This is a genomic window from Stenotrophomonas sp. CCNWLW162 (assembly GCF_037203745.1).
GTDB classification, from domain to species: Bacteria; Pseudomonadota; Gammaproteobacteria; order Xanthomonadales; family Xanthomonadaceae; genus Stenotrophomonas; species Stenotrophomonas maltophilia_AQ.
The window spans coordinates 55,860-68,874 of the sequence record NZ_JBBCBL010000006.1 but is presented as its reverse complement, the minus strand read 5'-3'; the positions used below and the strand labels follow the sequence as shown (position 1 = coordinate 68,874).

13 protein-coding genes are annotated in these 13,015 nt (G+C 66.8%); 10 read left to right on the top strand and 3 right to left on the bottom strand.

The genetic code is table 11. The features are described from left to right. Positions 1-16 precede the first annotated feature (16 nt). From V9K93_RS16405 to V9K93_RS16385, 5 genes are all read left to right on the top strand, one after another. Positions 17-379, top strand: a complete 363-nt coding sequence (locus tag V9K93_RS16405) for a VOC family protein (RefSeq protein ID WP_006381353.1) — start codon at positions 17-19, stop codon at positions 377-379. Between the two features lie 32 nt (positions 380-411). Next, positions 412-1,182, top strand: a complete 771-nt coding sequence (truA, locus tag V9K93_RS16400; RefSeq protein ID WP_136639381.1) for a tRNA pseudouridine(38-40) synthase TruA — start codon at positions 412-414, stop codon at positions 1,180-1,182. Further along, positions 1,179-1,835: a phosphoribosylanthranilate isomerase gene (locus V9K93_RS16395; protein ID WP_135274607.1), complete on the top strand. Its 657-nt coding sequence runs from the start codon at positions 1,179-1,181 to the stop codon at positions 1,833-1,835. The genes truA and V9K93_RS16395 overlap by 4 nt, the downstream gene beginning before the upstream one ends. Positions 1,836-2,144: 309 nt before the next feature. Next, positions 2,145-2,834 (top strand): hypothetical protein, encoded by a 690-nt coding sequence (locus V9K93_RS16390; protein WP_337302890.1) that lies wholly within the window; start codon positions 2,145-2,147, stop codon positions 2,832-2,834. A 48-nt stretch (positions 2,835-2,882) separates the two neighbouring features. Further along, positions 2,883-4,739: a C40 family peptidase gene (locus V9K93_RS16385; protein ID WP_337302889.1), complete on the top strand. Its 1,857-nt coding sequence runs from the start codon at positions 2,883-2,885 to the stop codon at positions 4,737-4,739. Between the two features lie 48 nt (positions 4,740-4,787). Here the strand turns inward: V9K93_RS16385 and V9K93_RS16380 are convergent, their stop codons facing one another. Continuing rightward, entirely contained in the window at positions 4,788-5,675 is an 888-nt protein-coding gene (locus V9K93_RS16380; RefSeq protein ID WP_253078225.1) for a LysR family transcriptional regulator, read from the bottom strand. A gap of 97 nt (positions 5,676-5,772) precedes the next feature. Between V9K93_RS16380 and trpB the strand changes: the two genes are divergently transcribed. The 5 genes from trpB (at position 5,773) to glmM (ending at position 10,934) form a co-directional block, all read left to right on the top strand. Next, the gene (trpB, locus tag V9K93_RS16375) at positions 5,773-6,990 is read left to right on the top strand and encodes a tryptophan synthase subunit beta (RefSeq protein ID WP_006381255.1); all 1,218 of its coding nucleotides are present in this window, start codon (positions 5,773-5,775) and stop codon (positions 6,988-6,990) included. After that, a complete protein-coding gene (locus tag V9K93_RS16370) occupies positions 6,987-7,667 on the top strand; it encodes a hypothetical protein (protein WP_136639385.1) in 681 nt (226 codons plus the stop codon). The genes trpB and V9K93_RS16370 overlap by 4 nt, the downstream gene beginning before the upstream one ends. 1 nt (position 7,668) lies before the next feature. Further along, complete coding sequence (gene trpA, locus V9K93_RS16365) at positions 7,669-8,478, top strand: tryptophan synthase subunit alpha (protein ID WP_253078222.1); 810 nt, start codon at positions 7,669-7,671, stop codon at positions 8,476-8,478. A gap of 219 nt (positions 8,479-8,697) precedes the next feature. Continuing rightward, positions 8,698-9,573 carry an acetyl-CoA carboxylase, carboxyltransferase subunit beta gene (gene accD, locus V9K93_RS16360; RefSeq protein WP_006381208.1) on the top strand — a complete coding sequence of 292 codons (876 nt, stop codon included), beginning with the start codon at positions 8,698-8,700 and terminating at the stop codon, positions 9,571-9,573. Further along, positions 9,573-10,934 carry a phosphoglucosamine mutase gene (glmM, locus tag V9K93_RS16355; RefSeq protein ID WP_136639387.1) on the top strand — a complete coding sequence of 454 codons (1,362 nt, stop codon included), beginning with the start codon at positions 9,573-9,575 and terminating at the stop codon, positions 10,932-10,934. The genes accD and glmM overlap by 1 nt, the downstream gene beginning before the upstream one ends. Positions 10,935-11,009: 75 nt before the next feature. On the opposite strand, the gene V9K93_RS16350 is transcribed toward glmM, so the two are convergent. Beyond that, entirely contained in the window at positions 11,010-11,867 is an 858-nt protein-coding gene (locus V9K93_RS16350) for a polysaccharide deacetylase family protein (protein ID WP_337302888.1), read from the bottom strand. Further along, positions 11,860-13,005: a glycosyltransferase family 4 protein gene (locus V9K93_RS16345; protein WP_337302887.1), complete on the bottom strand. Its 1,146-nt coding sequence runs from the start codon at positions 13,003-13,005 to the stop codon at positions 11,860-11,862. The genes V9K93_RS16350 and V9K93_RS16345 overlap by 8 nt, the downstream gene beginning before the upstream one ends. Between the last annotated feature and the right edge of the window lie 10 nt (positions 13,006-13,015).

The window sequence follows — 13,015 nt, the reverse complement described above, 5'->3', positions numbered from 1 at the left end:
CGACAAGGACTGTGCCATGAGCCGCGAGCGCCGCATCGATTACGTTGAATTCGCTTCCAGCGATCCGGCCGCCAGCCGTGCTTTCTTCGAGAAGGTGTTTGGCTGGTCATTCGTCGACTACGGCAGCGATTACACCGCCTTCGACGACGGCCGCCTGCAGGGCGGTTTCTTCCGCGGCCAGCCACAGCGGGCCACGGACGGTGGCGCACCGCTGCTGGTGCTGTATGCCGATCAGCTGGCGCCGGTCGAAGCGGCCGTGCGTGATGCCGGCGGCGCGATCGTGCGCCCGGTGTTCTCTTTCCCCGGCGGCAGCCGCTTCCAGTTCGTCGAGCCCGGTGGCAATGAACTGGCGGTCTGGTCCGAACGCGACCCGGCCTGAGCGTCACCCCCTCCGCAACTTCGAGGTAGCACATGCGTTACGCGCTTGGCGTCGAGTATGACGGCAGCGATTTCAGGGGCTGGCAGAACCTGGGCGAAGGTGGTCCCAGCGTGCAGGCCAGCCTTGAACAGGCCTTGTCCTCGGTGGCGGACACGCCGCTGCAGGTGGTCTGTGCCGGTCGTACCGATGCCGGTGTGCACGGCCAATGCCAGGTCGTGCATTTCGATACCGACGTGGTGCGCGATCCGCGCGCCTGGATGCTGGGCACCACCACCCGTCTGCCGCGTTCAATCGCAGTGCGCTGGTGTGTTCCGGTCGCCGACGATTTCCATGCCCGTTTCTCGGCGCGCGCGCGCCGCTACCGCTACCGACTGCTCAACCGTGAAGTGCGGCCGGCGCTCGAGCGGCAGACCCTGAGCTGGGAGCGGCGTGCGCTGGACGAGACGCTCATGCACACCGCCGGACAGGCCCTGCTCGGTGAGAACGACTTCAGTGCATTCCGCTCGGTCCAGTGCCAGGCGCTGCACGCGCGGCGTGAGCTGCAGTCGCTGCAGGTCAGCCGCCACGGCGAGGTGATCGAAGTCTCAGTACAGGGCAATGCATTCCTTCATCACATGGTCCGCAATATCGTCGGTTCGTTGATCCTGGTGGGCAGCGGCGAAAAACCGGTGGAATGGATCGCTGAACTGCTGGCCGGGCGTGATCGCACCGTAGCCGGTCCCACCGCACCGCCGCAGGGCCTGGTGTTCCTTGGGCCCCTGTACCCCGACAACTGGCATCTGCCCGCCGAGGTCACGCTATGAGCCGTTCCTACTACCGTACGCGCATCAAGTTCTGTGGCATGACCCGTGCCGGCGACGTCCGCCTGGCCGGTGAGCTGGGCGTGGACGCAGTGGGTTTCATCTTTGCCCGCGAGAGCAGTCGCCGGGTCGCTCCGGCCGAAGCGCGCGCGATGCGCCAGGCGATCGCACCGATGGTCGACGTGGTGGCGCTGTTCCGCAACAACAGCAAGGAAGAGGTGCGTGAGGTGCTGCGCACGGTGCGACCGACCCTGCTGCAGTTCCACGGTGAGGAAGACGAGAGCTTCTGCCGCAGCTTCAACATGCCGTACCTGAAGGCGATCGCCATGGGCGGGCGTGAAGAGGTCAACGCACGCACCCTGCAGCTGCGCTACCCCAGCGCAGCCGGCTTCCTGTTCGACAGCCATGCGCCGGGCGGCGGTGGCGGTACCGGCGTGGCGTTCGACTGGAGCCGCGTCCCGACCGGACTGCACCGTCCGTTCCTGCTGGCCGGAGGCCTGAACCCGGAAAACGTCTACGACGCCGTGCTGGCGACGCTGCCGTGGGGCGTGGACGTCTCCAGCGGCATCGAACTGGAGCCGGGCATCAAGGACGGCTACAAGATGCGCACCTTCGTCGAGGAAGTGCGCCGCGCCGATTGCACCGTTCTGGAGTGATCCGCGTCACCTGAGGGGGGCGCCCGGAATGTCATCGGCGACGGTGCATTCCGCCGGGTCTGTCTCCTTGGCGGGTGTGCGTAGCCTGCGAGCCTGGCCTGTAGCGCGCCGCGCCTTGAAGGCGGGCGCCCCCTGAATGCGACGAGCATCACGCTTTCGGCTGATTCAGGTTCCAGCGCCAAAAAGTCGACAGCCCCCAAACATCTGATCGGACACAATGCGCCCAGCCTGTCACGGTTGGGTGCGACGCTGCGTGCGTGTCGCTGGCAGCACCCTCGAGATACGCCTTACCTTTCCAACGAGGACGCAATGGATATGCCCCATCTCTCTTCCCGCCGTATCCGCCTGGCCCGCCTGGCGATCGTGCCCGGCCTGCTGCTTGCCTTGGGCGCGTGTGCGGCCGGCGACTCATCCGCCCCGGCCACATCGGCACCGGCTGCTGCCACACCGGCAGCCGCACCTGCCACGGCACCGGCCACGGTTCCGTCGGCAGCACCGGCTGCCGACGGTCTGGCGTCGCTGATCCAAGCCAGCGGCGTGAAATGCAGCAACGCCAGTACCGGCAGTGGCTGCACGGCCGGCGACGTGGACAGCGGTGATTTCTACGATGTCGAATTGTCGCCGGACTGTGGCGACCAGGGTTTCTTCGCTGGCGTGGCCGACGCCAAGGGCGTGGAGACATTGAATGCGGTGCCATCCACCGGTAGCAAGGTCAGCGTGACCGCGAAGCTGTCGAAGGGGCAGCTGGTCTGTGTGCAGGGCATCGGGCGCGCCGGACAGAACCCGCTGTTCTATTACGTCGTTGCGGTTCCCGCTGCGACAGTCGGGAAGTGCAAGGGAAACACATTGTGTGACACCTATGGCGACAGGCCGATCACTGGCCTGGCGAACACGGGGGGCGAGGCCTGCCATGCGGCGGCGCCGGGACATTACGCCGGGAACTGCGCACAGGGTTGGGTCAGTGCGGACGTGCTCGACGTGTTTTCCAACGGAATGTAATCACCGCCAGGGGAGCGGTCCAATCAACCACTGGCAAAGGAACAGCTCATGTCGGATCCAAAAATCACCCGGCTGGTCAGCAGCGTAGGTACCACGCGCACGCTGGAAATGGACGATGGCAGCGTCGTCGAACGATCAGGTGGCAGCGTCTCGTGGCGCAACAACAATCCTGGCAATCTCAAGTTCGAATTCGCCGGCAGCGCGGACAAAACGGTCACCAATCCGCGTACCCGCGAGCAGGCGCTGGAATCGGCGCAGGGGCGCTACACGGGCGTGGTCGATCTCGACCAGTGGGGCAACGCGGTTTTCGAGAGCTATGAAGCCGGCCGGGTGGCGAAGATCCAGCTGCTCGAACGCCGGTTCGGTGACAAGACCGTGGAGGAAATGCTGCCGAGCTACTCCACGAAGGATTACAGCGGCACCACCCACCACAAGGAACAGGCGGCCACCATCTATGCCGAGGGCGATCGCCAGGGTGTCGACCTGCGCTCGAAGACCGTCGGCCAGATGAGCGTGCGCGAGCGCGAGGTGCTGGCAGACGGCATCCGCCGTTTCGAGGGCTGGCAGCCGGGTGAGGTCGCCACGTTGCAGCAACCCACGCGCACTCAGTCGGCCGCGCCGGTGCAGACACCGACCCAGGCGCAGGTACAGGCGCCTTCGGTGACGGCGCCCGCTGTGGGCCGGGCCGCGGCTGCAGTCGGCGGTGCCGCGGTCTACAACGAGGCCTATCAGCATTTCATGGCCTCGGGCCGCCAGTACGAATACGGGCGCCCGGACCATCCACGTCCCGGGCGCGACAGCAGCCGGCTGGAGCGTGACCTTGATGGTGACGGACGCTTCGGCGTGGATTGCTCGGCGTTTGTATGGCGCGGCCTGAAGAACGCGGGTTACGACGTGCGTGGCGAGAGTGCTGCCGGGTTCACTACCTCGACGCTGTTCAATGGTGCGAACACCACGACTTATGCACGTGAGCATTTCGATGTGACCCCGGCTGCCGAAGCACGCAAGCCGCACGGATCGCTGAAGCAGGGCGACATCCTGATGTTCTCCTCGTCGCAGGGCCAGCATGTCGGCATTTTCAAAGGCTACGATGCGCAGGGAAACATCCAGTTCATCGGTTCGCAGGGAAGCACCGGGCCGGCCGAAGTCACCATCCGGCCAGGCGGGTACTGGGATGGCGGAAGCACCCGCATCGTTGGTGCGCTGACACCGAAGCCGGAATTCCAGGTGCGCGCGCCGCTGCACGGCAGTGGCGAACCTGCGCTGTCCCGGCCTGCCGCCAGCGTGCAGCCGGCTGCATCGCACCCCGCGGCCAACGAGGTGATGAAGCAGGGCCAGCGTGGCGCCGACGTGCAGGCGTTGCAGCAGACCCTCAACCAGCTCGGCGTGCGTGATGCACAGGGCCATCGATTGTCAGAGGATGGCCGTTTCGGTGACCACACCCGCGAAGCGGTGATCGCGCTCCAGAAACAGCAGGGGCTGGTGGCCGATGGAATTGTCGGTCGCCAGACCACTGCCGCACTGGCGGCGGGCCGTGTGCAGGGCCATGAACCTGCAGCGGCTGTGCCGAAAGGACCGTCGCTGAACGATGCATCGCATCCGGACCACGGACTGCACAACGCCGTCCGCAGCAAGCTTCCCAGCGTGTTCTCCGAAGAAGCTGCGGCCAATATCACCCTGCATGCAAAGCAGAACGGTATCGACGCGGCCGACAAGCTGCAGAGCATCACGGTGCAGGATGGCAAGGCGTTCGTGATGGGCACGACGCCGGGTTTCCGCACCGCGGTCGACCTGGCCCAGGCGCCACCGTCGCTGGAGCAGACCAGTGCCAAGCTGCTTGCAGATCCGTCGCATCAGCAGCAGGTGCATGAGGAGCAGCAGCGGGTCGCGATGGGCGGTCGCTGAGGAATGTATTGCCGGCTCCGGGTGGTGAACGCCGCCCGGGGCCTCGCCTCATCGCAGTTGCGCTGCTGCCCAGTCGGCCAGGGCATCCACGCGCGCATCGACCGGGCCGTCCGGCCGCGCCAATACCCAGAAGCCACCCGTGGCGGCAAATCCCCACGGCGCGACCAGCCGGCCCGCCGCCAGATCCTCCGCGACCAGCGGCTCGGGCGCGATCGCAGGGCCCAGCCCGGCCACAGCCGCCTCAAGCAGGTAGTACAGGTGCTCGAAAGCAGTGCCCAGCTGCAGTCTGGACGTTTCCAGGCCGTGCGCCTGCGCCCACGCCGGCCACGCCTGTGGCCGTGAGCTGGTGTGCAGCAGTGTCTCCTTCAGCAGTGCAGACGGCGGCACGTTGCGCAGGCGCAGTGCCGCCGGATGCGAGGGGGCCACCACCACGCCGACCCGTTCCGCTGCCAGTTCGCGCACCTGCCAACCGCGTGGCCACGGTCCCTGTGCAAGCAGCAGCACCGCATCCAGTGCCGCCTGCGCCTCGGTGAAGCTGCCGTCCAGCGCCGACCATTGCAGGCGCACGCCGGGCAGGGCGGCCTGCAGCGCGGGCAGGCGCGGGATCATCCAGCGCGCGAGCACGCTGCCACTGCAACCCAGGACCAGTACCGGAGAGGCCGCGGGTCGTCCCAGCTCGCGCACGCAGTCCTCGATGCCGGTGAAGGCTTCGCTGCAGGCGGCCTGTAGACGGATGCCCGCAGTGGTCAGGCGCAGGCCACGGCCGGCACGCTGGAACAGCGCCAGGCCGAGGTGGTCTTCCAGCAGCTTCAGCTGCCGGCTGACCGCACCGTGGGTGACGTGCAGGTCCTGTGCAGCGCGGCCAACCCCGCCCAGACGGGCGGTGGCCTCGAAGGCGCGCAGCGCATTGAGCGGTGGCAGCAGGGAGCGGCTCATGTGAGATTTCCTGACGATATACGCGAGATAATATCGATTTTCCGGTCACGACCCGTGCGCTAGAGTATCCACCTGTCTCGAACCAGCGGTCGCTTCCATGTCTGCCTCCCCCATTGCCGACTACCACGCCTTCCCGGATGCCCAGGGCCACTTCGGCCGCTACGGCGGCAGCTTCGTCGCCGAAACCCTGGTCGGCCCGCTGCAGGAACTGGCCCAGGCCTATGACCAGGCCCGCCAGGATCCGGAATTCCAGCTGGCCTACGACCGCGACCTGGCCCATTACGTGGGCCGGCCGAGCCCGATCTACCACGCGCAGCGCCTGAGCGACCATGTCGGCGGCGCGCAGATCCTGCTCAAGCGCGAGGACCTGAACCACACCGGCGCGCACAAGATCAACAACACCATCGGCCAGGCGCTGCTGGCGGCGCGGATGGGCAAGAAGCGCATCATCGCCGAGACCGGCGCAGGCCAACATGGCGTGGCCAGTGCCACCGTCGCCGCACGGCTGGGCCTGGAATGCGTGGTGTACATGGGCGCCACCGACATCGAGCGGCAGAAGATCAATGTCTACCGCATGAAGCTGCTGGGCGCGACGGTGGTGCCGGTCACCTCCGGCTCGGCCACCCTGAAGGATGCGCTCAACGAAGCGATGCGCGACTGGGTGACCAATGTGCAGGACACCTTCTACATCATCGGTACAGTCGCCGGCCCGGATCCCTATCCGCGCATGGTGCGCGATTTCAACGCCATCGTCGGCCGCGAAGCACGCGAGCAGATGCTGGCCGAGTACGGCCGCCTGCCCGATGCGATCACCGCCTGCGTCGGCGGCGGCAGCAATGCGATCGGCCTGTTCCATGCCTTCCTCAATGATCGTCAGGTCGAAATCGTCGGTGCCGAAGCGGCCGGTGATGGTATCCATACCGGTCGCCATGCGGCCTCGATTGCTGCCGGTCGCCCCGGGGTACTGCATGGCAACCGCACCTACGTGCTGTGCGACGACGACGGCCAGATCATCGAGACCCATTCGGTGTCGGCCGGCCTGGACTACCCGGGCGTCGGCCCGGAGCACGCGTTCCTGGCCGACAGCGGCCGCGCGCGCTACCTGGGCATCACCGATGAGGAGGCCCTGCAGGCCTTCCATCTGCTGGCGCACACCGAGGGCATCCTGCCGGCGCTGGAATCCAGCCACGCGTTGGCGCAGGCGATGAAGCTGGCACGCGAGCGTCCGCGCGATCAGATCGTGCTGTGCAACCTGTCCGGCCGTGGTGACAAGGATGTGCACACCATCGCCGCGCGCGAAGGCCTGGTGCTGTGAGCACGCGTCTGCGAAGCAGCGGCGTGCTTCTGCTGGCCTTCGGCCTGGCGGCATGCCAGCCGCCGGAACCACCGGTGCTGGCACCGGCGGCCAAGGCCACCACGCAACCGGTGCAGCAACCGGCGGCCAATGATGACCTCGACCCGATGGCGCGCACGCCGATCGACGATCCGCCCTCCACGGAAGAGACCAACAGCGATGACGCGCCGGCGGTGGTCTCGGTGGCGCTGGACCATGCCGGCGAGGTGCTGATCGGACAACACATGACGGATCTGAAGGCATTCGGGCCGTGGACGGCACAAGGAGCGGTCGAAGCGCTCGGCGGAAGCTGCGAGTACTACGACGGCAAGGGGCTGCCGCCCGGCGTGTCGATGATGACCGACGAAGATCGCGTGGTCCGTTTCGACCTCGGCCTGGATCCGGAGAGCGGGGCGCCGACCCAGCAGCCGGGCCCGTTCGGCCTGCGCGTCGGCATGACCCGCGCCCAGGCGGTTGCCCGGTTTCCGAAGCCGCCTGTGTCCAGCCCGCATGCCTACGATGGCGAGCAGGGCGAGTACCTGACCTGGCAGGACCCGGGCTCGGCCCTTGGCATCCGCGTGGAACTGTTTGAAGGGAGGGTCATCCAGATGTACTGGGGGACCAGCGATGCGATTGAACTGATTGAAGGATGTGCCTGAGATGCCTGTTTCCCGACTCGATGCCTGTTTCCAGCGCCTGCGCGCGCAGCAGCGCAAGGCGCTGATCCCTTTCATCACGGCAGGTGATCCCTCGCTGGAGGCGACCGTGCCGGTGATGCATGCACTGGTCGGAGCCGGTGCCGATGTGATTGAGCTGGGCGTGCCGTTCTCCGACCCGATGGCCGACGGCCCGACCATTCAGCGCAGCTCCGAGCGCGCGCTGGCACGCGGTGCTGGCAGCCGTTACGTGCTGCGGGCGGTGGCGCAGTTCCGCGAGCGCGACGCGCAGACCCCGGTGGTACTGATGGGCTACCTGAACCCGGTGGAGATCCATGGCTACGCAGCATTCGCCAGGAACGCCGTGGACGCTGGTGTCGATGGAGTGCTGCTGGTCGACCTGCCGCCGGAAGAAGCCGGTGAGGCGCAGCAGGCCTTCGATGCAGCCGGCCTGGCGCTGGTGCTGCTGGCCTCGCCGACCACCAGCGAGGCACGTGCCGACAAGCTGCTGGCATTGGCGCGTGGTTACCTTTACTACGTCAGCTTCGCTGGCGTCACCGGTGCCTCCGAGCGGCTGGACAGCGATGCCGCAAGCGCTCGGCTGCAGGCCCTGCGCGCGCGCGCATCGGTGCCGGTGGTGGCAGGTTTCGGCATCAAGGATGCAGCCAGTGCTGCGGCCATGGCCCGACAGGCCGATGGCGTGGTGGTCGGCAGCGCGCTGGTCGCCGCGCTGGCTGAGGCGGGCTCGGTGGAACAGGCGGCGCAGCGTGCCGCTGCCTTCCTGGCCCCGCTGCGGCAGGCATTGGACCAGTAACGGTAGCGCCGGGCCATGCCCGGCGGTGCCGGGCGGAAGGGGATCCGCCGGGCATGGCCCGGCACTACCCGCGCGGCGTTGCCGCGCTAAACGTACGTCCCAGCATGGTTTTTCCCGGCCTTCCGCCGGTGGCACAGGGGGTGCACGGGCAGGGAAAGCGGAGCTAGACTGTCCGCCTTTGCGGCCCATGGGCCGCCCTGAACGGAAGTGTCCTCCCGCATGAGTTGGCTCAGCAAGTTGATGCCGTCCGGCATCCGCACCGACAACACCCCCAGCAAGAAGCGCAGCGTCCCCGAGGGCCTGTGGGAAAAGTGCAGCAACTGCGGCAGCGCGTTGTACCGGCCAGAACTGGAAGAGAACCTGGAGGTCTGCCCGAAGTGCGGCCACCACATGGCGATCCGTGCACGTGCGCGCCTGGCAGCGTTGTTCGACGCCGACAGCACCACCGAGATCGCTGCGCGCCTGGGCCCGACCGACCTGCTCAAGTTCAAGGACCAGAAGAAGTACAGCGAGCGCATCAAGATCGCGCAGAAGAACACCGGCGAGTACGACGCGCTGATCGCCATGCGCGGCCTGCTCAAGGGCCGTGCGCTGGTGGCCTCGTCGTTCGACTTCGCCTTCATGGGCGGCTCGATGGGCTCGGTGGTGGGTGAGCGCTTCTCGCTGGCTGCCGAAACCGCAGTCGAGATCGGTGCTCCCTATGTATGCTTCTCGCAGAGTGGCGGTGCGCGCATGCAGGAAGGCCTGTTCTCGCTGATGCAGATGGCCAAGACCTCGGCGGCGCTGGGCAAGCTGCGTGAAGCCGGCCTGCCGTTCATTTCGGTGCTGACCCACCCGACCACCGGTGGCGTATCGGCATCGTTTGCGATGCTGGGCGACATCAACATCGCCGAGCCGCAGGCATTGATCGGCTTCGCCGGCCCGCGCGTGATCGAACAGACCGTGCGCGAAAAGCTGCCGGAAGGCTTCCAGCGTTCGGAGTTCCTGCTCGAGCACGGCGCCATCGACCAGATCTGCGACCGCCGTGAAATGCGTGACCGTCTCGCCGACCTGCTGGCGATGCTGGGCCGTCAGCCGGCGCCGGAGGTGGCGTGATGGGAGGCCGCAAGTACTTCGGTACTGATGGCATCCGTGGGCGGGTCGGCCAGGGCGTGATCTCGGCCGACTTCGTGCTGCGTCTGGGCAACGCCCTGGGCCGGGTGCTGGTGGCCCAGCGTGGCCAGGACGGGCGCCGGCCGATCGTGATCATCGGCAAGGACACCCGCATTTCCGGCTACATGTTCGAAGCGGCGCTGGAGGCTGGGTTGGTCGCCGCCGGTGCTGATGTGCAGCTGCTGGGGCCGATGCCGACCCCGGCCGTGGCCTTCCTGACCCGCACGCTGGGCGTGGATGCCGGCATCGTCATCAGTGCTTCGCATAACCCGCACTACGACAACGGCATCAAGTTCTTCTCCGCCCAGGGCGAGAAGCTCGACGATGCCACCGAGCTGGCGCTGGAAGCGGCACTGGATGTTCCGTTCACCACCGCCGAATCGGAGAAGCTGGGCAAAGCTTCGCGTGCACGTGAGGCGGTCGGCCGCTACATCGAATTCTGCAAGGCCAGCGTGCCGCGTGCATTCGACCTGCGTGGCGTGCGCCTGGTCCTGGACTGTGCGCATGGGGCCACCTACCAGATCGCACCGCTGCTGTTCCGTGAGCTCGGTGCGGAAGTGATCGGTATCGGTGCTGAACCCAACGGCGTCAACATCAACGCCGGCGTCGGTTCCACCCATATCGACAACCTGGCGGCCAAGGTCCGCGAGACCCGCGCCGATCTCGGCATCGCCTTCGATGGCGATGGCGACCGCGTGCTGATGGCCGACGACCAGGGCAATCCGGTCGACGGTGATGACCTGCTGTACATCCTGGCACGTGCGTGGAAGGACGAAGGTCGCCTGCGCGGTCCGGTGGTTGGTACGCTGATGAGCAACTACGGTGTGGAGAAGGCCTTCGCTGATCTGCAGATTCCGTTCCTGCGCAGCAACGTCGGTGACCGCTACGTGCACCAGGCGCTGATCGAAGGTGGTGGCGTGCTCGGCGGTGAAGCGTCGGGACACCTGCTGTGCCTGGATCGGGCCACCACCGGCGATGGCATCGTCAGTGCCCTGCAGGTGCTGGTGGCGCTGCGCAACAACGGCCAGACCCTGCGCCAGGCGCTGAAGGGGCTGGTGCGGGTGCCGCAGAAGACGGTGAACGTGCGGCTGGGCAATGTCTCGGCCAAGGCCACGGTGCAGGCTGAAAGCGTGCAGTCTGCGCTCGCCGACGCGCAGCAGGCGGTGGCCGGTCGTGGTCGTGCCTTCCTGCGTCCTTCCGGTACCGAGCCGGTGGTGCGGGTTACGGTGGAAGCTGACGACGCGACGCTGATGCAGGACACGCTCGATCGCCTGTCTGCCGCGGTACGCGCCGCCGCCAGCTGAGGCTGCCGCGCGGTGAAATGAAAACGCCCCGGGAAGCCGGGGCGTTTTTCTTTGCGCGGGCGGTGCACGCGGTACTCAGGGCCCCGGCACCATCTTCTTCTGCCGCGCCTTGAAACCATTGAACAGTGGCCCGATCAGCGGGTTGTAGCTCAGCCTGATGCGCTTGCGCAGCCAGCTGGCCGGCCGGTTGCGGATGGCGAACCGGTAGATGCGTTCCGGGTCGCCTCCGACCAGGTTGCGGCCGAAAGGATGAGTGGTGTGCAGGTAGCGGAAGCCGTGCTCGCGCGCCACCTCGATGTGGTCCTGGTCGAAATCGCCATACGGCCAGCACAGCGTGTCCGAGACTTGGCCCAGCTTGTCCTGCAGGACCTCGCGCGAAACCGCCAGGTCCTGGCTCAGGCCTGCGCGGCGCTGCGCACGGTCCAGGTCGGTGCGGCGCAGCCAGCGCGTATGGGTATGGGTATGGCAATGCATCTCGAAGGTGCCGGCGGCAATGCTGGCGCGCGCTTCGCTCCAGCGCATCATCACATCGTCGCTGCGGTCCTGTTCGTAGATCGCCGCTTCGCAGCCCCGGTGGTCCGGGGTGGCAGGCAGCGTTGCCCCTTCGATGCCTGCATGCGGGCGTTCCGGGCCTTCGCCCATCCAGCCGGTGACCACGAACACCACTGCGTGCATGCCGTACTTGTGCAGGATCGGATGCGCATACACCCAGTTGTCCAGGTAGCCATCGTCGAAGGTGATCACGATTGATTTGCGTGGTACCGGCTTGCCGGCGAGGAAGCCGGCATATTGGTCCAGCGTCAGCGACGTCCAGCCATTGCCGGCCAGCCACGCGATCTGGCTCTCGAAGTTTTCCGGCGACACCGTGATCATGCCCGGTGAAGGACTGACGTGATGGTGCATCAGCACCGGTACGGTTCGGGCCTCAGCCATGTCCCAGCTCCTTCAGCCACTGGTGGTAATAGTGTTCGGTGGTCTCGCCGTGACCGTCCGGGGTGAAACGGTGTGCGCTGTGCATCCAGTCCCAGCCGGCGCGGCCCATCTGCCGACGCCGCTGTGGATCGTCCACCAGCAGGCGCAGGGCACCGGTCAAGGCTGCATTGTCGCCCAGGCGGGTGAGGATCGCATTGCTGCCATCAACCACCATTTCCGGTACGCCGCCGACCCGGGTGGCCACGATCGGTACACCGACATAGGCCGCTTCCAGGAATACGGTACCGGCCGCTTCCTTGTGCGAGGCGAGGGCGAAGATGTCGAAGCCGGCCATCAGGCGGCAGGCGCCATCGCGGTATCCCAGCAGGTGTACCTGCTGCTGCACTCCATGCTCTGCGCACAGCGCCTGCAGCCGTTCCATCACCTGTTGGCCATCGCCGACGATGACCAGATGCAGGTCCGGGTTGGCTTTGCACAGGGGAACCATCGCCTGCAGCAGGTCGGCATGGCCCTTGGGCTCACGCAGCACCGCCACGCAGCCGACCACGATGTCCTGTTCGCCGAAACCGAGCTCGGCACGCACTTGCGCGCGCACCTCCTGCAGGCACTGCCAGGGATCGGCCTTGCGGATCTCGCTCCAGCGCGGCGGCACCGCGATCGGCGGCACGATGCCGATATGCTCGGCCGGTATGCCACGGTCGACCAGCAGCTGCTTGACGAAACTGCTGACGGTCAGAACCCGGTGTGGAAGCCTGGTATAGGTCAGCAGCGAATTGACCGGACTCATCAGATGGCGCGAGCGCACCACCAGCGGCGTACCGCCCAGACGCGCACCTGCAGCGGCGATCAGCGCGTCACGGCGGCTGGTGGTATTGACCACGTCGTAACGTTCGCGGCGGACCAGTCGTGACACCGACCAGATACCGCGCAGCAGGCGGGCGAGCCCGCCCATGCGCAGCGCGTGCACGGCGAAACCGTCATCACGCGCCAGCTTGGCCAGCCGTGCATCCGGCTGGCACAGCAGCGACACATCATGGCCGCGCGCACGCATCACCTGCATGTGGCGGAAGATGTAGATCTCCTGCCCGCCCATTCCCTTGGCGGCTTCGGTATGCAGGATGCGCAGCGGACGGTTCATGCGGGATGAT

Bases quoted from the DNA above. Each gene is read 5' to 3' on its own strand.
- V9K93_RS16405 (WP_006381353.1), top strand. From the start codon at position 17: ATGAGCCGCGAGCGCCGCATCGATTACGTTGAATTCGCTTCCAGCGAT.
- truA (WP_136639381.1), top strand. From the start codon at position 412: ATGCGTTACGCGCTTGGCGTCGAGTATGACGGCAGCGATTTCAGGGGC.
- V9K93_RS16395 (WP_135274607.1), top strand. From the start codon at position 1,179: ATGAGCCGTTCCTACTACCGTACGCGCATCAAGTTCTGTGGCATGACC.
- V9K93_RS16390 (WP_337302890.1), top strand. From the start codon at position 2,145: ATGGATATGCCCCATCTCTCTTCCCGCCGTATCCGCCTGGCCCGCCTG.
- V9K93_RS16385 (WP_337302889.1), top strand. From the start codon at position 2,883: ATGTCGGATCCAAAAATCACCCGGCTGGTCAGCAGCGTAGGTACCACG.
- V9K93_RS16380 (WP_253078225.1), bottom strand. From the start codon at position 5,675: ATGAGCCGCTCCCTGCTGCCACCGCTCAATGCGCTGCGCGCCTTCGAG.
- trpB (WP_006381255.1), top strand. From the start codon at position 5,773: ATGTCTGCCTCCCCCATTGCCGACTACCACGCCTTCCCGGATGCCCAG.
- trpA (WP_253078222.1), top strand. From the start codon at position 7,669: ATGCCTGTTTCCCGACTCGATGCCTGTTTCCAGCGCCTGCGCGCGCAG.
- accD (WP_006381208.1), top strand. From the start codon at position 8,698: ATGAGTTGGCTCAGCAAGTTGATGCCGTCCGGCATCCGCACCGACAAC.
- glmM (WP_136639387.1), top strand. From the start codon at position 9,573: ATGGGAGGCCGCAAGTACTTCGGTACTGATGGCATCCGTGGGCGGGTC.
- V9K93_RS16350 (WP_337302888.1), bottom strand. From the start codon at position 11,867: ATGGCTGAGGCCCGAACCGTACCGGTGCTGATGCACCATCACGTCAGT.
- V9K93_RS16345 (WP_337302887.1), bottom strand. From the start codon at position 13,005: ATGAACCGTCCGCTGCGCATCCTGCATACCGAAGCCGCCAAGGGAATG.